This is a genomic window from Collinsella aerofaciens (assembly GCF_040910185.1).
Taxonomy (GTDB): domain Bacteria; phylum Actinomycetota; class Coriobacteriia; order Coriobacteriales; family Coriobacteriaceae; genus Collinsella; species Collinsella aerofaciens_BF.
Genome location: NZ_JBDGBA010000004.1, coordinates 1 through 22600, shown reverse-complemented (window position 1 = coordinate 22600; position 22600 = coordinate 1). Strand labels below are relative to the sequence as shown.

At 63.2% G+C, this 22600-nt stretch carries 19 protein-coding genes and 1 pseudogene; 2 read left to right on the top strand and 18 right to left on the bottom strand.

Annotated features, from left to right (window positions below):
* Positions 1-94: 94 nt before the first annotated feature.
* From selB to AB5Z54_RS02530, 18 genes and pseudogenes are all read right to left on the bottom strand, one after another.
* Positions 95-2062, bottom strand: coding sequence for a selenocysteine-specific translation elongation factor (gene selB / locus AB5Z54_RS02610; protein ID WP_368160062.1), 1968 nt, complete (start codon positions 2060-2062; stop codon positions 95-97).
* On the bottom strand, positions 2059-3516 hold the full coding sequence (gene selA, locus AB5Z54_RS02605) for an L-seryl-tRNA(Sec) selenium transferase (RefSeq protein WP_368160060.1): 1458 nt from the start codon (positions 3514-3516) through the stop codon (positions 2059-2061). The genes selB and selA overlap by 4 nt, the downstream gene beginning before the upstream one ends.
* A 76-nt stretch (positions 3517-3592) precedes the next feature.
* Positions 3593-5710, bottom strand: coding sequence for a molybdopterin-containing oxidoreductase family protein (locus tag AB5Z54_RS02600; protein ID WP_368160057.1), 2118 nt, complete (start codon positions 5708-5710; stop codon positions 3593-3595).
* Positions 5711-5832: 122 nt separating this feature from the next.
* Positions 5833-6672 carry a formate/nitrite transporter family protein gene (locus AB5Z54_RS02595; RefSeq protein ID WP_346981844.1) on the bottom strand — a complete coding sequence of 280 codons (840 nt, stop codon included), beginning with the start codon at positions 6670-6672 and terminating at the stop codon, positions 5833-5835.
* A gap of 39 nt (positions 6673-6711) precedes the next feature.
* Positions 6712-7215 (bottom strand): hydrogenase maturation peptidase HycI, encoded by a 504-nt coding sequence (hycI, locus tag AB5Z54_RS02590; RefSeq protein ID WP_368160055.1) that lies wholly within the window; start codon positions 7213-7215, stop codon positions 6712-6714.
* On the bottom strand, positions 7215-7796 hold the full coding sequence (locus AB5Z54_RS02585) for a formate hydrogenlyase maturation HycH family protein (protein ID WP_368160052.1): 582 nt from the start codon (positions 7794-7796) through the stop codon (positions 7215-7217). Before AB5Z54_RS02585 ends, hycI begins: the two co-directional genes overlap by 1 nt.
* A complete protein-coding gene (locus AB5Z54_RS02580) occupies positions 7797-8579 on the bottom strand; it encodes an NADH-quinone oxidoreductase subunit B family protein (RefSeq protein ID WP_022095195.1) in 783 nt (260 codons plus the stop codon).
* 2 nt (positions 8580-8581) lie between these two features.
* Positions 8582-9298 (bottom strand): formate hydrogenlyase complex iron-sulfur subunit, encoded by a 717-nt coding sequence (locus AB5Z54_RS02575; protein ID WP_124786290.1) that lies wholly within the window; start codon positions 9296-9298, stop codon positions 8582-8584.
* Between the two features lies 1 nt (position 9299).
* Positions 9300-11072: a hydrogenase large subunit gene (locus AB5Z54_RS02570; protein ID WP_368160049.1), complete on the bottom strand. Its 1773-nt coding sequence runs from the start codon at positions 11070-11072 to the stop codon at positions 9300-9302.
* Positions 11073-11076: 4 nt separating this feature from the next.
* Positions 11077-12642: a hydrogenase 4 subunit F gene (locus AB5Z54_RS02565; protein WP_035138046.1), complete on the bottom strand. Its 1566-nt coding sequence runs from the start codon at positions 12640-12642 to the stop codon at positions 11077-11079.
* 3 nt (positions 12643-12645) lie between these two features.
* Positions 12646-13299, bottom strand: coding sequence for a hydrogenase 4 membrane subunit (gene hyfE / locus AB5Z54_RS02560; protein WP_347478393.1), 654 nt, complete (start codon positions 13297-13299; stop codon positions 12646-12648).
* A gap of 10 nt (positions 13300-13309) precedes the next feature.
* Positions 13310-14767, bottom strand: a complete 1458-nt coding sequence (locus AB5Z54_RS02555) for a hydrogenase 4 subunit D (protein ID WP_006234112.1) — start codon at positions 14765-14767, stop codon at positions 13310-13312.
* A gap of 16 nt (positions 14768-14783) precedes the next feature.
* On the bottom strand, positions 14784-15707 hold the full coding sequence (locus tag AB5Z54_RS02550; protein ID WP_006234113.1) for a respiratory chain complex I subunit 1 family protein: 924 nt from the start codon (positions 15705-15707) through the stop codon (positions 14784-14786).
* A 17-nt stretch (positions 15708-15724) separates the two neighbouring features.
* Complete coding sequence (gene hyfB / locus AB5Z54_RS02545) at positions 15725-17743, bottom strand: hydrogenase 4 subunit B (protein ID WP_368160047.1); 2019 nt, start codon at positions 17741-17743, stop codon at positions 15725-15727.
* Positions 17736-18353 carry a 4Fe-4S dicluster domain-containing protein gene (locus AB5Z54_RS02540; protein ID WP_022095203.1) on the bottom strand — a complete coding sequence of 206 codons (618 nt, stop codon included), beginning with the start codon at positions 18351-18353 and terminating at the stop codon, positions 17736-17738. The genes hyfB and AB5Z54_RS02540 overlap by 8 nt, the downstream gene beginning before the upstream one ends.
* 78 nt (positions 18354-18431) lie before the next feature.
* Entirely contained in the window at positions 18432-20519 is a 2088-nt protein-coding gene (gene fdhF, locus AB5Z54_RS02535; protein ID WP_488350164.1) for a formate dehydrogenase subunit alpha, read from the bottom strand.
* Positions 20505-20654, bottom strand: a pseudogene (locus AB5Z54_RS09880) (hypothetical protein); the annotation flags it as partial. The gene fdhF and the pseudogene AB5Z54_RS09880, both read right to left, overlap by 15 nt.
* A gap of 76 nt (positions 20655-20730) precedes the next feature.
* Complete coding sequence (locus AB5Z54_RS02530) at positions 20731-21249, bottom strand: 4Fe-4S dicluster domain-containing protein (RefSeq protein WP_022095206.1); 519 nt, start codon at positions 21247-21249, stop codon at positions 20731-20733.
* Positions 21250-21678: 429 nt separating this feature from the next.
* Between AB5Z54_RS02530 and AB5Z54_RS02525 the strand changes: the two genes are divergently transcribed.
* Both AB5Z54_RS02525 and AB5Z54_RS02520 read left to right on the top strand, forming a co-directional pair.
* Positions 21679-22002, top strand: coding sequence for a type II toxin-antitoxin system RelB/DinJ family antitoxin (locus tag AB5Z54_RS02525; protein ID WP_006234119.1), 324 nt, complete (start codon positions 21679-21681; stop codon positions 22000-22002).
* A complete protein-coding gene (locus AB5Z54_RS02520; RefSeq protein ID WP_368134610.1) occupies positions 21995-22471 on the top strand; it encodes a type II toxin-antitoxin system VapC family toxin in 477 nt (158 codons plus the stop codon). Before AB5Z54_RS02525 ends, AB5Z54_RS02520 begins: the two co-directional genes overlap by 8 nt.
* Positions 22472-22600: the final 129 nt, after the last annotated feature.

Below are 22600 nucleotides of genomic sequence, written 5' to 3'. Positions count from 1 at the left end.
AAAATGACAAACAAGAAGTTGCGGTGGAATAGTTCCTGGTTTGGCGTTAGATGCCGAAAACAGGAACTATTTCACCGCAACTGATAAGGGTGGCCTAGCGCAGGGACCTCAGGCCGCCGGCGTCCTTGTCGAGCACCGTAAAGCGCACGGCGTCCAGGTGCTCCAAGATGCTGATGGCGCGTTTGCGCGACACGCCCAGGGCCTCGCGCAGCACGCTCGTGGTGGCAGCGCCGCCGGCTGCCTCAATGGCGGCGGCGACGAGTTCGCGCGCATGGGCCTCGGCGGCAGCGGACAGGGCAACGTCGCGCTCGACCTTCACGATCGAGCGGTTGAGCGAAAGCTCGCGCAGGGCACGCGTCATGGTGTCGCGATCGAGCTGCAGCTGCTCGCCCACCTCGGGCAATGTCGGTGCATCGAGGCCGGCTTCGTCCAGCAAGGCAACGATACGTTCGCAGGCCTCGCGCACCACACGCGCCGCGGCGACAGCGGAGTGCGGGTCGAACACCTCGGCGCCCTCGGAGGCACACACACCGCGCGAGCAGCCCTCGGCAATCAGAGCCGCGGCAACGCCATCATCAGCGGCAGGCCACGCAGCATGGGCAACGGCACCGGGCGTAAAGCCCGTCTCCTTGGGAGACGCCGCGTGCATGGCTGACAGGGTCGCCGCCAGTGCATCCATCGCAGCGTCGAGCACCACGGCGTCCGCCAAGTAGTCCGCATCACCCACAGCAAGCTTGCGAACAGAGCCCTGCGACACCAACCCGCGCAGTGCGGCATCCACCTCGCCGACACCAAGATCCAAAGCGTCGGTAACATCAACCGCCGTAACTGGCAGCATCTGCAGCGCCAGCCAAGCGCCCACACCACCCGCAATATCGCCGGACTCGAGCGCCGCATACAGCGTACGCTCCCCTTCGGCAAGCTCGCGCGAGCGACGGCAGCGCGAAAGCAGCGCGCGCCCGCCGCCAATAAGCATCACGGGCGAATAGGACAGCACCACGGCATGGTCCCCGGCACGTAGCGGCAGTGGCTCCTCCACGCGCACCTGAACGGTACGGGTCTCGCCCACCGCCATGGGCGCCTCGCCCTCCAAAAGCATGATGCGGCCGACGACCTCGGCCGTGCCGGCCATCACGTGCACACGCGCACCCGACTCGAGCACACGCGGCTTGGCACCCTCGCGACCCAGGTAGGTAAACGTCATCATAAAGCGCATCGTCTGGCCAAAGCGGCCCGCCACGCCGAGCATCTCACCGCGATCGAGCGCGGCGACGGCATCGCCCGCCAAGTTGAGCGCCACACGCTGACCGGGCAACGCCCGCGGCGCATCGCCATGCACCTGAATCCCGCGCACGCGACAGACCGTACGCGACGGCAAGGCCATCAGCTCGTCGCCCACCGCAACCGGCGCATCGTGCAGCGTTCCCGTCACGACGGTGCCGGCGCCCTTGATCGTAAAGCAGCGGTCGATGGGCAGACGCGGTGCGGCATCGGTGAGCTCGGCACGAGCACGGCAGGCATCCCAGCAAGCGGCAACCTGCTCGTCGAGCGCAACCAGCAGGTCATCGATCCCCGCGCCGGTCTTGGACGACACGGGCACGAACGGCGCGTCCGCAAACACGGTACCCGACAAAAAGTCATCGACATCGAGCTCGGCAAGCTCGGTCATCTCGGCGTCGGCCAGGTCGCGCATCGTCAGCGCGACCACCATATGCGTAACGCCCAACAGCTCCAGCACATGCACGTGCTCGCGGGTCTGCGGCATTACGCCCTCAACGGCAGAGACCACCAGCACGGCAACGTCGATGCCTGTCGCACCCTGCACCATAGCGCGCAGGTAATGCGCGTGGCCCGGCACGTCGACAAGGCCAACGATCTTGCCGCTCGGCAGTGCCAGTTCGCCAAAGCCCAGCTCCACCGTCATGCCCCGGCGACGCTCGACCTCCAGGCGATCGGGATTCTTGCCGGTCAGCGCCTCGATCAGCGCCGACTTACCGTGGTCGACGTGGCCCGCCGTGCCAACGATAACGGGACACTCCACCAGCGCTTGAACCTCACTCATCGAGCAATCGCCTTCTTAACGCACGCGACGAGCGTCGATGCCGACGTCTCGATATCGCGATCGCCAACGAGCGTGCGCACATCAAACAGAATGCGGTCGTGCGAGGTGCGCGTGACGACCGGCGTGTCAAAGTCCTGGACAAGCGAGCGCTTGAGCGCGTCGACCGTCAGGCGCTCGTCAACAAGACGCACGGCAACGCACATCGTGGGCAGCTCCACGGTAGGCAGCGAGCCGCCACCGGGGGTCGACGATTCCTCGACAATCTCCAACTCAACGGCACACGGGCAACCTGCCTTATCGAGCCCGGCGACCATACGATCACGCAGCTTACGGGCACGTCGCTCCAAATGAGTCTGCGGCAGCGTAAGCATGCTGAGCACCGGAATATCGCGATGGGCAACATCGGCGCCATCCATGTAGATACGCAGCGTGGCCTCGAGCGCCGACAGAGCCAGTTTGCCCGGACGCAGAGCGCGCATGAGCGGATGTGCGCCGCAGGCCTGGACCAGATCGCGACGGCCCATGATAATGCCTGCCTGCGCGGCACCGAGCAGCTTATCGCCCGAGCACGACACCAGATCGAGCCCTGCCGCGACCGAAGCCGGCGTGGGCTCCTCACCGCCGCGCACCAGGATGTCATCGGGCAACAGCGCGCCCGACCCCTGGTCCTCGTAGAACAGCAGGCCATGCTTGTGAGCAAGCGCAGCAAGCTCCCGAGAACCCACCTCCTCGTGGAAACCCTCGATGCGATAGTTGGAAGGATGGACCTTGAGAATCATCGCCGTATCGGGCGTGATGGCGCGCTCGTAGTCGCTCAAATGCGTGCGGTTGGTGGCCCCGACCTCGACGAGTTTGGCGCCCGAGGACTCCATAACATCGGGGATACGAAAGCTGCCGCCGATCTCGACAAGCTCGCCGCGGCTGACGATGACTTCCTTGCCCGCGGCATGGGTTGCCAACACCAGTAGCACGGCCGCCGCGTTGTTGTTGACGACCAGCGCGTCCTCGGCACCGGTAAGCGAGCGGATGAGCTGCGCGGCGTGCTCCTTGCGCGACCCGCGCGAGCAGGTGTCCACGCTGTACTCGAGCGTGCTGTAGCCGCGCGCGACCTCGGCCACGGCCTTGGCGGCCGGCTCCGCGAGCGGGGCGCGACCCAAGTTGGTATGAATAACCACACCCGTGGCGTTGACGGCGGGACGCAGGCTCGGCAGCGCGGAGCGATGCGCACGCCACTCGATGGCCGAGGCCAGCTCGCGCTTGGAACGCGGGGCGGCGCCGGCACGGATAGCGGCGCGCTCCTCATCGAGCTCGGCCGTGACGGCGGCATGCACCACCGCGTCGCAGGTCTCCCCCGCCGCCTTCACAACCGGCCACTCTGCGAGCAGCTCGTTGACGGAAGGAATAGCGCGAAGGCGGGCGCGTACCTCATCGGACATGTTCTGGCTATCGCTCATGTGCGACCTTTCAAAACCAAAGGTGAATCAATCGTTCGAACGTCAAACTATCAGCCAATTCGATCGGCTGAGTCAATCAATCGCTATTATCCTCGCGTGCCGCGATCTTTTCCACGCGAACGGCGTTTTCCTGGGTGAGCGCAGCGCCCGTCAACGGGTCCCAACGCAACGGCGTATGGTCGAGCGGACCCACGCCCAAGGCTTGAGCGCCACCGGCATCGGCGCCAAACGAATGCCCGCCGGGAGCGGCCGAGGTGAAGATGCACGCCGGATGCAGATACGGCGTCGTCTCCGCGCGCACGCGGTCGCGGCCCATATCGCTCACGAGTTCGACGACCTCGCCGTCGGCGATGCCCATGTGCGCAGCAGCATCGGCATTCATCTGCACGGCGTCCAGGTCCGATCCAGCCTCGGTGGCACCTTGGGCAGCGAGCCTGCGCGAAGTATGCGACTCAAAGGGACGGTTGCCGCTAATGAGGCGGAACATCCCCGGGCCGGGCTCCACCATGGGAGCGATCCAGTTGGGCACACGACCCATGCCGGCTCGCTCCCATATGTCGCTTGCCAGCGCAATCTTGCCGCCGGCAAGCGGAATCACCGGCTCACCCGTGCGCGTCGGCAGCGCCATGCCCGTATCGGCCCAGCCGCGCTCCTTGAGCTCGTCCAGATCGATCCCAAAAGGCGCCACCTGGGCAGCCGCCAGATCGTCAGACGTAAACTGGAAGTACTCGCCCACGCCACACGCCTGCGCCAGACCGGCAAAAATCTCCCGACCGGGACGTGTGTCGTCATGCTGCACGGGCAGTACAGCGTTGCGGTAGAACACGCGCGCGTCATTGCAGCCCACGACCGTACCCACACCGCGGTCGGCCTCCAGATACGTCACATCGGGCAACACGAAGTCGGAAGCGCGCGCCGTCTCGGACCAGCGAATATCAATCGTCACGAGCAAGTCGAGCTGCTGCAAAATACCCAGCCAAGCCTGCGCATTGCCATAGCCCGCACCGGGGTTACTGGCATAGACGATAAGTCCACGCAAATCGCCGGCAAGAATCGACTGACCGATGGTCGTGCACAGACCGCGCACCGGATCGACCAGTGGATAGCGCTCGGACCCCAACTTGGGCTCACGTGGCATCGACGGCGTCGCGAAACGCGCAGGGTCCAAATCGCCCAACGCAAGCGGCGTGGGCGGGTTGAGGGCACCGCCCGCGTGTCCGATGCAGCCCAGCAGCACATCGACCAGACAAATCGCGCGCGCGGTCTGGGTGCTATTGGCATACGCGATGCCAATGCCGCCATGAAAACCAGCATCTACCACGGCGGCAGGCGCGGCGGCAGCGAGATCGCGCGCCGTGGCGACAATCTCTTCGGCCGGCACGTCGCACATCGACTCGGCCCACTCAGGCGTCCAAACAGCAGCCGCCTGCGCCAGCTCATCAAAACCCGTGGTATAGCGGGCAACAAACTCGTGGTCGAATAAGTCCTCGGCAATGAGCACATGCGCAATGCCCAGCAGCAAGGCCAGGTCGCAGCCCGGGCGCACGCGAAGCCAGCGGTCGGCAAGCGCAGCCGAGCCGCTGCGCCGGGGGTCGACCACGATAATCTTCGCCCCACGGCGACGGGCATCGTTGAGCACATCAACGGCCCCCATCGTCGACGAATCAACAATGGAACGCCCCAGGTACATGATGCAATCGGTATGCGCCAGGTCGGAGGCGGGACTATAGCCCAGGCTGTGCTCCCAACCGGTAAGTCGGCTTACCTCGCAGGCACCGTCGGCACCGTATACGTTGGGCGAGCCCAGCGCATGAATAAAACGATGCGCCCAGTAGCGGTCAAACGAGGGCACGCCGAGCGTCATGCCCAGCGCACGAGGCCCGCACTCGTCAACAATCCCCAAAAGACGCTCGGCAATCTGAGCAAACGCCTCGTCCCAGGTAATCGCATCAAACCCCGAGCCATCCTGGCGACGGCGCATGGGATGCAAAATCCGGTCGCGCTCGTCAAACGGCATAGACAGGCGATGGCGCCCGCGGGCGCACAGGGCACGCGCCGCGCACGGATGCCCCGCAACCGGCAGCTCAGCCACCACACGTCCATCCTCAACATGGGCCGCAAAGGCGCAATCGGCATAGCATCCCCCGCATGTGGTCACCACGGCGCGACCGTCACGCTTCACAGCAGATGCCATCTCGATTACCCCTTTCATCAGCCAAACACAACAAGCCAAAAGCCCGCCAACGAGCCCCGGACCCAAAAAGCCTCCCGCACGGCAACGCCCCGCGGGAGGCCCAACGTCAAACAGACGGTACCTTACGCCTCGGACTTCTTGGCGTAGATAAACCAGTAGCCGAGCGCGACCAGAACCGCGCCGCCCACGATGTTGCCCAGCGTAGCGGCGGACAGGTTAAACGCAATGCCCGCGGCGTTGAGCGCATCGGCGCCGGCGACGTCGGCACCATAACCGCATGCATGCATCACGGCACCCATGGGCAAAAAGTACATGTTGGCGACGCAGTGCTCAAAACCGCAGGCCACAAAGGCGGCGATGGGCAGCAGAATGCCCACAACCTTATCGACCACGGTCTTGCCGGCGGTACCGATCCACACGGCAAGGCACACAAAGATGTTGCACAGAATGCCGCGGAAGAAGATCGTCACCCAGTCGACCGTCACCTTGCCGGCGGCGACGCTCACCATGGAATTGGCGACCGCCTCGCCGTTGAGCTTGTAAATGCCGGCCATGTACACCAAAAAGACGATGAACAGGGCACCGGCAAAGTTACCAAGCCACACGACGAGCCATGCCTTGAGCATCTGAGCCAGGGTGATCTTTTTGCTCTTGAGCGCGCAGACCATAAGCGAGTTGCCGGTGAACAGCTCGGCGCCGCACACCAGCACGAGCACCAAGCCCAGGCAAAAGCACAGGCCGCCGACGACGCGCTGGGCACCCCAGCCCAGCGTGCTGTCGCTCAAAAACACCGTAAAGAACAGGCCGCCGAAGGCGATGAACGCACCGGCGAACATTGCCAACAGAAAGGCCTTAGCGACCGGCAGGTTAGCCTTGGTCACGCCGGCGGCCTCGGTCTTGGCCTCGATCGCGGCGGGCGCCAGGCAATCGGGAGCGGGATACTCCACCTTGGAATCTGCCATGTCAATCACTTCTTTCCTAATCAGCAGGGGCAAGCGCTCCTATTGCTCTTGCCCCAAGCGGACAAAGTGGGAAAAGTCGTTGGCGGCCACGGCGTCATACACGGCGTCGACGGCGTCAAAGACTTCCGGGGACATGGGGTTGTAGAACTCCGTGTCGCCCGGCTGAATCCCGACGAAGACGATATCATCACACGATTGCTCAATCTCTTCGATCAGAATCGACAAAGGGAGCGAATGCGTGGTGAACATCGACTTGCGGGCCACATCGCGCTTGTCGAGCAAGCGGATGGCGCCGGCGGGCAGTGCCATGTCGGCGGCATCGACTAAGACCAGACGCGGCGGACGCTCGCGCTTGACCTCGATGATGTCGTCCTCGGGCGTTTGGCCTCCGTCGATGGTGTACCAACCGGCGATGGGAGCGTCCTCCATCTTTTTGGAGAGCACGGGGCCGGCGGCATCGTCGGCACGCAGCACGCTTCCCGCCGTGAGCACGATACCCGCAAACGGGGCGCCGTTCACGCGGCCATCCACAACGCGACCCATTACTGCAGCCTCCCCGTCAGATACACGCCCGACACATCGCGCACGCGCTCCACCAGATCGCGGAACTTCATTAAGAACGCGACCTGCTGGGCATGCAGGCCAAAGTCGTCGTCGAACACCGAGATGCCGGCCTTGGCCGACCCGCGAAAACCGCGCTCGTCGAGCAGCGCATCGCAGGCCTCGAGCAGCGACGGCACCGCCGCCTTGTCGAGCTGGCACTCGCCAAAGGAGCGGATGGCCTCGAACTTGGTTTTGGCCTCCCCCTCCGGCAGCGCGTCGACGAGCGAATAGAACACGCTCACCGGCACCGACAGGCGCGGCTCAAAGCAGTCGAGCACGCCGGTGTGGTGGCCCACGGCGAGCGTGTAGTACAGCACGTCGCAGGCCTCCTGGGGAACGTCTTCCTCGGTCTCCACGAACTTACGCGTGAGCTCATAGAAGACCACCTGGTCGGGCGCATGGCCCAGGCAGGGGTCGGCGACGCCCTCGGCAGCCTCGTCGCTTGCGCGCGAGGCATCGCCAAAGGAGCCGCCGAGCATGCCGGGGCCCGCAAAGTAACCAGAGCGGTCCGTGAGCTCCATCTAGCGACCTCCGGCCAGCACCAGATCCTGCAGCGCCGAGTACACCTCGACGCGGCGCGGATCGTCCTGCTTGTCGATGAGCAGCGCCATGGCACCGCGGATATCGCCCTTGGGCGCTCCCTCGAGCGTATCCATAAACTCATTGGCCAGGTCGCGGCCGTAACGGTAGCCGCTCATGGCGCGAGCTTCGCGCTCGATGGCAACGCGCAGCTTGTACGGCACGCCGGGGTGCAGGATATCGGCCTGCTCGCCGGCGGCCTCCACCGTGGTCTCGGCATGGAGCTTTTGGTCCAGCAGACCGAGCGCCATGGCAAAGCCGTAGATGGTCTGCGCGGGGCTGGGCGGGCAGCCGGGGATGTAGACGTCGACCGGCAGAATCTTGTCCGTGCCGCCCCAGACGCAGTAGTTGTCGTAGAAGATGCCGCCGGTGCAGCCGCACGCGCCATAGGACACCACGATCTTGGGATCGGGTGCGGCCTCAAAGGCGCGCAGGGCCGGCATGCGCATGGCACGCGTCACGGCGCCGGTGTACAGCAGCACATCGGCGTGACGGGGCGAGGGCACGACCTTGATGCCAAAGCGCTCGACGTCGAAGACGGGCGTGATGGAACCGAAGATCTCGATCTCGCAGCCGTTGCAGCCGCCACAGTCAACACGGTAGACGTACACCGAGCGCTTGATCTTCTTAAGAAGGGTCGCCTTGGCCTTCTCGATGCTCTCGTCGAGCTCGATCTTGGTCGGGCGGTACTGAAGCCGCTCGGGCAAAAGCGTGGGTTCGGCCATGGTTACTCCTCCTTCGTATCAAAATCCATGATGATGCCCTCGACCGGCGCCGGACCGGCGGGAATCTCGGGCGCATCGGGGTTGAGCTCGCGGTCGATATACTCCGGGTTCACACCGTGGCCGCCCAGATACTCCATGCCGGGGCCCTGGGGCTCGCCGGACGCAAGTGTCTCGTTGGCAGCCATACCGGCAGCGTTGCCGGTCTTTACGGCCGAGGCGGCGCGCAGGGCGTCGAGCTCGCGCTTGCACTCCTGGCACATACCGACGGTACGGGCGGCCTGCTCGGCCTCCATGCCGCCGGCCTTTTGCAGCAGGCGCTTGGCGTAGTCGATCTCCTTGTGCGGGGCAAACGGCTTGCCGCAACGCGAGCAGTGCTCGAGCGTATAGACGCTCTTGCTGGTGAGGTCGTCCTTGCTCATGACGGCCAGCTCAAACTCCTCGGTGAGCTTGATGGCCTCCATGGGGCAGGCCTCCTCGCAGCGGCCGCAGAAGATGCAGCGACCGTAGTCGATCGACCAGGTAATGGTATCGGCCGCAAGGTCGGTGTCCATGCGAATGGCATCGGCCGGGCACGCCACGCCGCAGGCACCGCAGGCGATGCAGAGCTCGGCATTGTGCTCGGGCTTGCCGCGCATGTCCTTGTTGGTGGGAAACGGCGCAAACGGGTACTTGACCGTCGCGTCGCCGGCCTTGGCGTTAACCTTCCAAAGCTTCAGCATATTAGAGCGCCTCCTCATCGAGCGGAGCGGCCATGGTGCCCTCGCCCGCAAGCGGCGACTTGTCGCGCCAGACGTTCTCGAACTGCTCCTTGTCGAGCACGTGGTCGCGCTTGGCGGCGACATCGGTCACCGTAACGCGGTCGGTGCAGGAGTAGCACGGGTCGAGCGAGCCGACGATCAGCGCCGCGTCACCCACGGTGTTGCCGCGGAACATGTAGCGCAGGACCGGCCAGTTGCTGTACGTGGCGGCCTTGGCGCGCCAGCGGTAGCACTTCTGGTTGTTGCCGAGCATGGCCCAGTGCACGTCCTCGCCGCGCGGCGCCTCGGTGGCGCCGATGGCGTACTTGTGCGGGGTGTACTCCCAATCCGTGGTGAGGATGGGGCCCGACGGGCAGTTCTCGAGCATGGTCTCGATCATGTCGATCGAATCATAGACCTCCTGGATGCGAACGGCGGTACGGCCGAAGGCATCGCAGGTGTCGGCCGTAGCGGCGTGCATCTTTTGGACATCCGGATCGGCGTAGCCGTCGAAGGGATGGTCAAAGCGCACGTCGCGGGCATAGCCCGAGCCACGCATGAGCGGGCCGACCGGCGAGAAGTCGCGTGCGATCTTTCGATCCAGAATGCCGATGCCACTCGTACGCTCAATAAAGTTGGGCGTGGAGAGCAGCATGTCGACGAGTTCCTGAACCTCGGAGCGCAGCTGGTGGATGGTCGTGAGCGTGGAGAGTTTCTGCTCGGCCAAAATGTCGCGACGCACGCCGGCGATCACGTTGAGGCCGTAGGTCTTGCGGTGACCGGAGAGCTTCTCGGCCAGGTCCATGGACTTCTCACGGACGCGGAAGAACTGCTGGAAGCCGGAGTCGAAGCCCGTGTAGTGCGATGCCAGGCCAATATTGAGCAGATGCGAGTGCAGGCGCTCGACCTCGAGCATGATGGCGCGGATGTACTGGGCGCGCGGCGGGACATGAATGCCCTGGGCGCGCTCGACGGCCTCGGCATAGGCCACCGAGTGGGCGCAGCCGCAGATGCCGCAGATGCGGTCGGCGAGGAACGTCACGGCGTCATAGTTCAGGCGCGTCTCGGCGACCTTCTCCATGCCGCGGTGCACGTAGAACAGACGGTAGTCGGCGTCGACGATCGTCTCGCCCTCGACGAACAGGCGGAAGTGGCCGGGCTCGTCGGAGGTGATGTGCAGCGGTCCCATGGGAACGAGCGTGGTCTCCTTGCCCTTGGTGTCGGCCAAGAACTCGTAGTTTTCCATGTCGCTCGCGGGGGCGGGGCGGAAACGGTAATCCATCGAATCCTTGCGCAACGGGTACAGCCCGCTGGGCCAATCGTCGGGAAGCACCAGGCGACGGCGATCGGGCAGACCCTCGGGAATCAGGCCAAACATATCGCGCAGCTCGCGCTCGCCCCACACGCAGGCGGGGACGAACGGCGTCACGGACGGGAACGTCATCTTGGCGGGGTCGACCTCGGCACGCACGGTAACCCAGCCGGGGTCCTCCCCCTCCATGGAGATGACGTAGTACACGGCGTAACGGCCGCACAGGCTGCGCTCGTCGTTGCCGACAATCACAGGAATCCAGCCGTAGCGCTCGTAATACAGGTAGTGGACGGCCTCGGGCAGACGGTCCAGCTTGACGGTGATCGTCAGCTGGTCCTCGCACTGCCATTCGACCTTCTCGATAGCGCCCGGCACTGCAGCACGCAGGGCCTCGACGTGGCTTTCGCAGCGACGAGCGTAGTCCTTCTTTTCAGGTTCTGCCATGGTGCTAATTCACCTCACTTGTCTTGGTCTGGGAACTGAACACCATGCGGTAGAGAGGGGCCTCGTGGAGCTCTTCGACGCTCTGGTTCAAAACGACGGACGTTGCATCCTCGACGCCGCTCGTGATGGCGACCGGGGTGGCGATACCGAACCACATGACCACGATCGCGAGGGCGATCTCGGGGATGATCATGAGGGCGGGCACCTCGTGGCGCTTCATGCCCTCGGGCGCCTTGCCGAAGATGGACTTGAGCGCGATGCCGGTAAGGGCGAAGTACACGCCGGTGAGGCCGATGGCCACGAGCACGACCACCCAGATGGGACCGGACTGAACGCCGGCCACGAAGGTGAGGAACTCGGAGATGAACAGGGCGAACGGCGGGAAGGCGGCGAGCGCGAGCAGGGCGATGATGGTGAGCGCTGCCGTGACGGGAGCGATCTCGACGACGCCCTTGATCTTGTTCAGGTCGCGGGTGTGGTAGATGTGCTGGATGTTACCGGCCATGCAGAAGGCGAGCGCCTTCGTGAAGCCGTGGAAGATGCAGTGCAGCAGGCAGGCGGCGATACCGAGCGGGCCACCGATACCCAGGCACAGCGCGACCACGCCGACGTTGTCGACGGAGGAGTACGCGAAGCGGCGCTTGATATCGTCCTGCTTGAAGATGCACAGGGCAGCCACCAGGATGGACAGCGTGCCCAGGATGAGCAGGAGCGTTCGCGGATAGGTGTCGCCCACCGTGATGATGGACAGGGAGTAGAAGCGGATGATCACCAGCATGGCGCACTTGAGCAGCACGCCCGAGAGCAGCGCGGAGACCGGGCTCGGAGCCTGGGAGTGCGCGTCGGGCAGCCAGGTGTGCATGGGAAACAGGCCCGCCTTGGTGCCGAAGCCGATGACGATGAACGCGAACGCGAGGCGCACGAGCATCGGGTCGAACTGGTCGGCGTAGGGCATGATGGAGGTGAGGAAGGCGGCCTCATGCGCGTTGGGCATGATATCGGCGGCGTTCGCGTAGATGAGCAGCGTGCCGAACAGGCCGAAGGCCACACCGGCGGTGCAGACCATCGCGTACTTCCAAGACGCCTCGAGCGCCTGCTTGTTCTTGTAGATGCCCACGAGGAACACGGTCGACAGCGTAGTGGCCTCGACCGCCGCCCAGGTGAGGATGATGTTGTTGGACAGGCAGGCGAGCAGCATCGTGAAGACGAACAGGCTGAACAGCGCGTAGTACTGCTTGGTGCGCTCGGCCGGCATGGTCTTCTCCTCGATATCGATCTTGATATAGGAGATGGAGTACACGCCGGTGATGAACCCGATGATGCCTACCAGAAGGACGAAGATCGACGAGAGCGAATCGAGATGGAGCCACAGGCCCAAAGCGTCGATATTCTGCCCGCTCGAGAGCATGGTTCCCGCGGTGACGACCGAAAGGACGAGGGTCGCCGCGACGGAGATGGTGTTGAGCCCCGCAAAGACGCTGTAGGACGTCGTCTTGGGGAGCGCAGCCATAATCAGGGAGAACACGAGGGGACAAGCGAGCAGGGCGACCGTCAGCATTGAAACATCCATGGCCTACCCCTTCAATTCGGTCAGGTCGTGGGAGTCGAGCGACTTGGTGTCGTTCCAGATCCTCACGACGACGGCGGACATGATGATGACGGCGAAAATGGCGTCGGTGGCGATGCCGATCTCGATGATCTCGGGGGCCGTGGGCGCGAGCAGGGCGAGCGTCACGTGGCTACCGTTCTCCATAAGGCAGTACCCGAAGATTTGCTTGAGGATGTTGCGCTGGGAGATGATGCACGTGAGGCCGACGAAGAAGTGCGCGAAGCTGATGGCGAGGGCCGGAGTAGCCACCTCGGCGGTGGGCAGGCTCAGGCGCGTGACCACCGTGAAGCAGATGGCCACCTCCAGACCGGTGAGGATGATGGTCCAGGCCGGCTTGATGGAGGAGGTCAGCGTGCTATCGGCAGGCGAACCCATCTTTTTGTAGGCACGGTTGAGAATGAACGGAACGAGGATCACCTTGGTGACGAAGGCCGACGCGGCCCACATGAGAAGCTCGGTGGCACCGGTGGTGAGGCCCAGGGTGAGCAGCACGCCCACCAGGACAACCGACTGGATCGCGTACCACTTAATGGCGGACGGGATGGTCTTCGAGACGACCACCATGGTGGAGGTCACGATCAGAAGACCGCCCAGGATATTGACTAACGAATAACCCATGTCCTACCTCCTAACCCATCCAACTAGAGGACAGAGGACCGGCGACGACGACCATGATCATGAGGACGACGAACACGAACGCCATGGCGCGCGGAAGGGGCTGGCCGGCGGCCACGGTCTCGCTCGGCTCACCGGGCAGGACCTTACCCATCCAACGCAGGAACCATGCGAAGGTGGCGACGGTCTCGACGACCATGACGCACACGAGGACAAAGATGACCGTGTTGGTAGCACCAACCGCGAAGCCACCGGAAATGATCTGGAACTTGGAAAAGAACGTGCTCATGGGGGGCACGCCGGCGATAGCGGTCGCGGCGACCGCAAAGCCCACGCCCGTGACCGGGTACTTCTTCATGAGGCCCTGGATCTTGGGCAGCATACGGGTTCCCAGCGTGAAGCTGAGAGAGCCAGCGATGAGGAAGAACAGGGTCTTGGTGAACGCGTGGTTGAAGATGTGCTCGACGGCGCCGTTAAACGCCATCTGGCTTCCGAACACGGAGAGGCCCAGGCCAAAGAACACGTAGGCGAGCTGCGCGATCGTCGAGAAGGCGAGCAGGCGCTTCATATCCTTCTGGGGCAGGTACATGAGGAAGCCGAAGAGCATGGTCACGACGGCGTCGATGATGGCGACCCAACCGACGATCTCGGGGATATCGCCGGCGCTCGCAAGAGCGCGGGCGAACACGCACACGCCGACCTTAACCATGGACGCGCCATGAAGGTAGGCGGAAACGGGCGTGGGGGCCTCCATTGCGGAGGGCAGCCACATGTAGAGCGGGAACTGGGCGGACTTGGCCCAAGCAGCGAACAGGATGAGCAGCAGCACGACGGTCTTCATACCGGAATCGAGCTGGGAGATCGCGCTCAGCGCGAACGTGCCGGTTCCGGCGAACAGGAAGGCCGCGCCGATGTAGAGTCCCAGAGCGCCGATATGGGTGATGATGAGCGCCTTCATACCGGCCTTCTTGGCCGTGGGCGTCATGTAGTAGCTGATGAGGCCCCAGGAGCACACACCGGTGATCTCGAAGAAAACGAGCTGGCCGACGATGGTGGAGCTGTAGGCGAGACCGGCCATGGCGCCGATGAACGTGGAGAAGTACACGTAGAAGCGACGACGGGGCGCGTCGGGATGCTCCTTATTCTTATCGCTCATGTACGGGAACGAATAGATGACGACGAGCAGGCCGATAGCGACGAACGCGGGTGCGAGCAGCGTGCTCATCCGGTCGAATATGAAGCCCATGACCAAGGTCTGGCCCATACTCGCCCAGGTTACATCGACCGCGTTCATGCCGTTTCCGGCAAACGTCGCGGCCAAGCCAACGGAAGCGACCGTGGCGATGCCGCCGGCAAAGGCGCAGATCCATTTAGCGTAGGGACGCGGCAGCATGACGATGAGCAGGGAGCCCAGCATGGGGACGGCGATCGCCACCATGGCAAAGAGGGACAAGCTCGATTCGATTGACATAGTTTCTCCCTTCTCCCTACACGCCTACGACGACGAAGACGAACGCGAGGACCGCGATGCCGACGACGGCCCAGGTCTGGTTACCGAGCACCTTGAAGCGCGAACGGGAAACGGAGTTCTCGAGCACGCCGCAGACGACGAAATCGACCAGGCACTTGACGAGGAAGACGACGGCGCCCACGAGAGCGGTGACGCCGATGGTCGCGGGCTCTCCCCAGGGGATGAAGATGGAGGTGAACCAAGCGACGACCACGACCTGCTTCATGCCCATGGCGAGCTTCATCATGGCCAGGGACGGGCCGGAGAGCTCGGCGAGCGGGCCCTCCTGGAGCTCCTGCTCGGCTTCGGCCTGATCGAACGGAAGCTTGCCGAGCTCCATGTAACAGGCGGCCGCGAAGGCGACGCCGGCGAGGATAACGGCGACGACGCTCGAGACGTTGCCCGTAACGATGTGCTGACCCATGGTCGCAATGTCCGTGGAGCCGCACACGATGGCGACGGTGAACAGCGCGATGAGCATGGACGGCTCGATGAGCACGCTCATGAGGAGCTCGCGGATACCGCCGAAGCCCGCGTAGGCGTTGGAGGAATCCACGCCGGACAGCGCGAAGAAGAAGCGGGACAGCGCGAGCGCGTACATGATGGTGATGGCGTCACCAAAGACGGGCATGGGGCTCTGGAGCGTGAACATGGGCAGGCCCATGGCGAGCATAAACGACACCGCGAGGAACAGCGGCGGCATGATGCGCAGCACGAAGCTCGAGTCGGAACTCACGGACTCGGGACGCGCCATGAGCTTCGCGAGGTCCCGGTAATCCTGAAGGATGGACGGACCGCGGCGATTGTGCATCTTCGCGCGAATCACACGGGCGAGGCCGGAGAAGAAGGGCGCGACCAGCATGACCACGAGGCCCTGCGCCATCGCAAGAACGATGTTCATAATATCCTCTCCCCTCTCTAGACCATGACCACGGCGAGCACGAGGAAGACCACGAGCGCCGCGACGATGTAGCAGATGTATACGGAGTAGTTGCCGCCCTCGATCTTGGAGGCGAGGCCGGCCAGCTTGTCGGCACCCTCGCTCGGTGCATCGACCAGGAAACGGTCGGGCAGGGGCTCGACGCCCTGGGCGACACCGGTGAGCTTCTGGAACACGTGCGCGATGGACCAGCAGATCTTGGTGCATACCTCGCGCAGGGTGTAGAGCGGGCCCATGAAGAGTTCGACGTCGGACGCGAAGCTCGTGGCGACGACGGGCATGTGCTCGTTGGGCTCGTAGCCGCACGCCCAAGGGTCGGTCTTCTTAGCGGGGGCCTTGGCGCCGAGGCAGGACCTCAACGCGAACGCGAGGCCGGTGAGGACCACGAGCGCGATGGCGATCGCGGGGGTGGAGGTGGCGGCACCGGAAATCTCGTTCACGAGAGACACGCCCGAGGTGGCTGTGACGGCGGAGCCGGCAAGCACGCTCTGGGCGACGTCGCCCAGAACCGGGGCGATGACCGGGGAGCCGATTCCCAGTACCACGCAGATGGCCGCGAGGAGCATCTGCGAGAACAACATCGGAGCCGGGGACTCCTTGGCGTTCGCGGCCTCCTGGGAACGAGGGCTGCTCGCGAACGAGACGCCGTAGGCCTTCACGAAGCACGTGACGGCCAGGGCACCGGTGATGGCGAGGGCGGCCGCGGAGGCGACGGCGAACACCATGACGACCGGGTCGGAGAGCGTCGAGATGTTGAACAGGGACTGGTAGGTGAACCACTCGGAAACGAAGCCGTTGAGCGGCGGGATGGCCGAGATGGCAAGGGCACCGATGAGGAAGCAGACGGCCGTGACCGGCATGCGGCGGAACAGACCGCCCATCTTCTCCATGTTGCGCGTACCCGTGGCATAGAGCAGGGAGCCCGCGCCGAGGAACAGCTCGCCCTTGAACATGGCGTGGTTGAGCGTGTGGTAGAGGGCGGCCATGAGCGCGATCGTCGCGATGACGTCGTTGCCCAGGGCGTGCGCCGTCATGGACGCGCCGACACCGAGCAAGATGATGCCGATGTTCTCGACGGAGTGATAGGCAAGCAGGCGCTTGATGTCGTGCTCGTGTAGGGCGTAGACGACACCCAGGACCGACGAGATGGATCCGAAGACCAGGACCATGAGGCCCCACCAGAGCTGGACGCCCGAACCCGCGAGCAGGTCGAGACCGACCTTGAGGATTCCCAGGATGCCGATCTTGATCATGCCGCCGGACATGAGGGCGGACACGTTGGACGGCGCCTCGGGGTGCGCCTGGGGCAGCCAGGAGTGCAGCGGAATGATACCGGCCTTCGCGCAAAATCCGAAGAACGCGAGGACGAAGCACGCGGAGGAGACGGCGGGTCCAAAGTCATGCGTACGGAAATCACTGAAGCTGAAGGAACCGCCCACGCCGTTGGTCATGAGCAGGAAGCTCGCCATGATGAGAACGAAGCCCACGTGCGCGATGACGAAGTAGAGCCAACCGCCCCTAATGGAGTTCTTGTTCTCCTCGATAACGACAAGGAAGTAGCTCGTAAGGGACATGAGCTCAAAGGCGACCAGGAACCAGAACACGTTGTCGGCGGTGATGACGAGCATCATCGAGGCGACGAAGGTGTTCATAAAGAAGCCGGCGCGCCCGACCTTGCCCGGGTACTCGTCGAAGTAGGACAGACCGTAGATGAAGCCCGCAAAGGCGAGAATCGAGATGAGGACCACGATCAGGCCCGCAAGGCCGTTGAGCAAGACCTCGAGACGGGCGAACGGGAAGAAGAAGACCGTGTTGAGGGACGAAACGTCGCCAAGCACGGCCTCGAGGCCCGCGATGAACGACAGCACGGCCGCGACGGCGCCGATCAGGCAGCCGGCGGTCTTGGCGGCGTTGTCGGCCTTAATCAGCAGAACCGAGGCGAGCGCACCGACGCACGAGACGGCAAGCGATGCGATAAACAGCGTCATGCTATCCATTGTTTACGCTCCCTTCTGCTTTCTCGGACAGACCCTGGGCCACAGCGGTAACGTCGACGACCGGACCGTTTTCGATCGAGCGCAGGCGCTTGGCCTCGTCGAGCTCGCGATCGGCCGCGCCGCCCATGACGGTCAGCGCCTTGGTGGGGCACGCCGCCACACAATGCGGACCGTCCGGATCGAAGGCGCACAGGTCGCACTTAACAGCGCAGGTGTACTGGCCGGGAGCCCACGTAAGCAGGCTGCTCAGGGACTTAGGATACGAAGGCGTCGGGTCGCACATGCCTGCGACACCGGCGATAGACGTGCCATCGGGATGGATGGCTCCGAAGGGGCACGCGATGGCGCACAGCCTGCACCCGATGCACTCCTGCTCCTTGACGTGGATGCGATCGCCATCGTGCTCGATGGCATTCACCGGGCAGACCTCGGCGCAGGGGGCACCCTCGCAATGGTGGCAGGCAAGGGCGGCCGAAATACCGCCGGTCTTCACGAGCGCCAGGCGCGGCGTATCCTGAAGACCCTGCATCCGGTGGGCGTCGGCACAGGCGGACTGGCATGTTCCGCAGCCGATGCACCTCTCCGGGTTGATGTCGATGAAGCGGTTCATCCCCACTTCCTTTCAAAATAACGGGCCGGGCTCCCGAACGTACGGGACGCCCGGCCCAAAAAGCCAACGAGAACGGGACTACACGATTTGATTCACGTGCGTCTCGTCGTCGAACTTGGCGGCGCCAGGCTCAACGTCCTGGGGAGCGGCGGCGTCCACCAGAGCCTGCTTGAGCTCGGTGTACTGACGCTCGACCTCGCCCTCGGCCCAGACCTGGTCGGCGATAGCGTCGACCTGGCAGGCGGAGAACTTGTCCTCGGGCGTATGCGAGACCGGGTCGACCTTGTGCATGGTCAGCTCGTTGCACTTGCCGATCCACCACTGGTAGGTCATATAGACCGTGCCCTTGTTGATGCGGTCGCTCACGTCGGCGCGGCTGTATACCTGGCCGCGGCGGCTGTGGATCGAGACGATGTCGCCATTCTTGATGCCGCGTGCCTGGGCGTCCGCGGGATTCATGCGGACAAAGCCGGGCTCGTCGGCAAGCAGTGCCAGCGTCTTGCAGTTGCCGGTCATCGAGCGGCAGCTGTAGTGGCCGACCTCGCGGACGGTGCACAGGATGAGCGGGTACTCATCGTCGGGAAGCTCGGAGGGCGCCTCCCAGTCGTGTGCCATCAGGTTGGCGCGGCCGTCCTTGGTGGTGAACTTGCCACCAGCGAACATGTCGGGCGTACCGCGGTCGTTCACATCGGTGCTCTTGACGGGCCACTGGGCGTAACCGCCCTCGGGAGCCATCTTCTCGTAGGTCGCGCCCACAAAGTTGGGGCACAGGCTAATGCACTCGTTCCAGATCTGCTCGGTGTTGTCGTAGTGCATGGGATAGCCCATGCGCGTAGACAGGTCCGCGAAGATCTCCCAGTCGTGACGGCACTCGCCCTTGGGCGGAACGGCCGCGTCAAAGTGCTGGAAGCTACGGTCGGATGCGGTAAAGACACCCTCGTGCTCGCCCCAAGAGGTAGCGGGCAGGATGACGTCGGCGAGCATGGTCGTCTGCGTCATAAAGATGTCCTGGCAAATGAACAGGTCCAGCTCGGAGAGCGTCTTGCGCATGCCGGCCGAATCGGGCTCGGTCTGCACCGGGTCCTCGCCGTAGTTGTAGAAGCAGTGCACCTTACCCTCGTCGACCAGGTGGCCCAGGTCGGTGAGCTTGTAGCCCTCCTCGAGCGGGAGCTTTTCCTCGGGCACGCCCCAAGCCTTGGCAAACTTGGCACGCACAGCCGGGTCGGTGACCTTCTGGTAGCCAGGGTACAGGTTGGGCAGCATGCCCATATCACAGGAGCCCTGGACGTTGTTCTGACCGCGCACGGGCGCGAGGCCGGAATTGGGTTTGCCGATCTGACCGGCAACGCAGGCGATGGAGGCGATGGTGTGCACCGTCTTCAGGTTCTGCTTCTGCTGGCATACGCCCATACCCCAGCCAATGATGGCAGAGGGCTTCGCCGTGGCGTACATCTCGGCAGCTTGGTGGATCAACGCGGGCTCGACACCCGTGATGTCCTGTACGGATTCGGGAGTGTAATTCTTGATGGTCTCCCACCACTCGTCAAAGCCGTTCGTGTGCTCGGCGACGAATTTCTTGTCGTAGAGGCCATCGTTGACCAAGCAGTTGGCAAAGGCGTTGAGGAACGCGACATTGCAACCGTTCTTGATCGGAAGGTAGAGATCGGCGATACGCGCGGTTTCGATATGGCGCGGGTCGGCGACGATGATCTTGCAACCCTTTTCTTTGGCTCGCACGATACGCCTTGCGACGATGGGGTGCGAATCGGCAGGGTTATAGCCGAAGAGGAAAATGCAGCCCGCATCCTCCATACCGGGGATGGAGCATGACATGCAACCTGAACCAACCGTGTCCATCAGACCGAGGACAGTAGGGCCGTGTCAAGTACGGGCGCAGTTGTCCACGCTGTGGGTGCCGATGCACGCACGCGTAAACTTCTGCATGACGTAGTTCGCCTCATTGCCGCCGCCTCGCGAAGAGCCGGTGGTCATGACAGCGTTAGGACCATATTCGTCAATTATGGCCTGCATCTTAGATGCGGTGAAATCCAGTGCCTCGTCCCAGCTTACGCGCTCAAGATCCGCGCCCTTGGTGCGGCGGATCATCGGGTGCAGTACGCGAGGAGTCAAGATCTTGGTGTCGTTGATGAAGTCGTAGCCGCTCATGCCCTTAAGGCACAGCTCGCTCTGGTTGGTGATGCCGTTGAGCGGTTCGGTACCCACGACCTGGCCGTTTTGGACCAAGAGGTTAAACTGGCAACCGGCGCCGCAATACGGGCAGATCACTTTATGCTTCTCCATGACACCCTCCTTCCTTTCTCTGCTACCGAATACTCGGTACTTATTTGACAATCATTGGGCCTGTATGGCCGCCCGCTTACGCCTCGTTTTCGATGGTGGCGCGGGCACGCTCGGCAGTCAGTTCCGCCAGGCGCTCCTCGTCTACCAGGGTGAGGCCCTTGGTCGGGCACGCCTCGGCACACGCCGGACCGCCGGGACGGTCCACGCACAGGTCGCACTTGAGCACGAAGCTCTTGGTCTGCGAACCCACGCGAACGTCGCCCATCAAGACCGGAACCTGCGTGGTCGCCACGCTCACGGCGCCAAAGGGGCATGCCATGACGCAGCTCTTGCAGCCGATGCAGTTGTCCTCGTTGACGCCGATACGATGGTTCTTTGGATCAAAGAACAAGGCACCCGTGGGGCAGGCCTTCGCGCACGGGGCATCCTCGCAGTGATGGCAAGCCACCGGTGCGGAGATCTCGTACGTACGCGTCACGCGCAGGCGCGGCGCGGCGATGTTGCCGGGAATGTCGTGTGCCTCGATGCACGCCGCCATGCAGGTTTGACACCCAATGCAGCGCGAAGAATCGGCTACGACTCGTTTATTGCCCATGTTGTTCACTCCCTCCTGAATCCCATGCCGGAGAGACCCTGTCGACGTTGCCCCGGACCGCCCGTGGTCCGGCATCGGCGTATCGAGTGCATGCGGCGAAACAAGCACTTCGATAGAATTCCTCCAACGATATACAGGTTAAATATACGCAGTTGTAGGTGGCAAACTTGAGCATAGGCCCTGCAATACGGGTGTATTGCAGGGGTTTTGGCTGGTTAGGATTATTCTTGGGTAGCTATAAAGGTAAGTGTATTACACGCGTACATCCAGGGGAGATTTCATGCTCGTTTATAAAGGATGTAATACGTTTGATATATATTTCGCGCTCATTAACTTGAGTGCAATAAAGCAGTGGTTATAAGATTGGCTATTATTAGCCAATGTTGTATTTGACCATTCATATTGCACGCTCATTAAGGGAGGCCAGTGATGTCATCGACGCAAAAACGAGCCATCCTGCAGGTGCGCATTCGCGAAGAGGACAAACAGCATGCCGAGCGCCTCTACGACGCCATGGGCACATCGCTTGCCGAGGCCGTTCGCCTATTTGTCGCGCAGAGCATTTTGATGCGCAAGCTTCCCTTTCAGCCGGTCGCCGTGCGCTCAAAGGACGGCACCGCCGCCTATGGATCGCTCAAAGCATATGGGGACCCCAATCGCCGCTCCGAGGAGCGCAATGCCTGGATTGAGTACCTTGCCACAGAATGCGACGATTCGATTTTGGGTCCCGAGGAAGTAGATATCCATGAGTAGCACCATCATCGACGAGACCGTCATCCTTCGCTACCTGCTTGACGACGACGAGGTCCTGTCACCGCGCGCCGCCAAGGTCATCGCCACGCGCACCGCACGTGTCTACCCCGAAATCATCACGCGCGTCGTGGTCACGCTGCGCGACGTCTATAAGGTTCCCCGCGTTGAGATTGCTGCGGCCATGAAGAGGTTGCTCGATGACGTCATGGTCGACGAGCCCACCGTTGTCGCCCTTGCCATCAAACTCTTTGGCAAGACCCATATGGATTTTACCGACTGTCTGCTTGCCGCCCGTACCGCCATCTATAACGACGATGTCGTGAGCTTTGGCAAGCCCATCATCCAAGGCATGATCGATTACCGCCACAAGCGCCAAACCGCTGCCGACGCCCGCGACCGCGCCGCCGAAGCCCGCAGCCGAAGCACCGACTCCACCATCGACAAGCTCCGCCACCGCCCTCGCAGCTAACCCCATCCCCTCCTAAGTTGCGGTGAAATAGTTCCTGGATTTAGGCTTATTCGGGGGTGCGGACAGAAAGTTGGACCGTGAAGCGGTCCGGACTGGAGGTTCGCATGTACAGCAGGGAGAAGGTCGAGC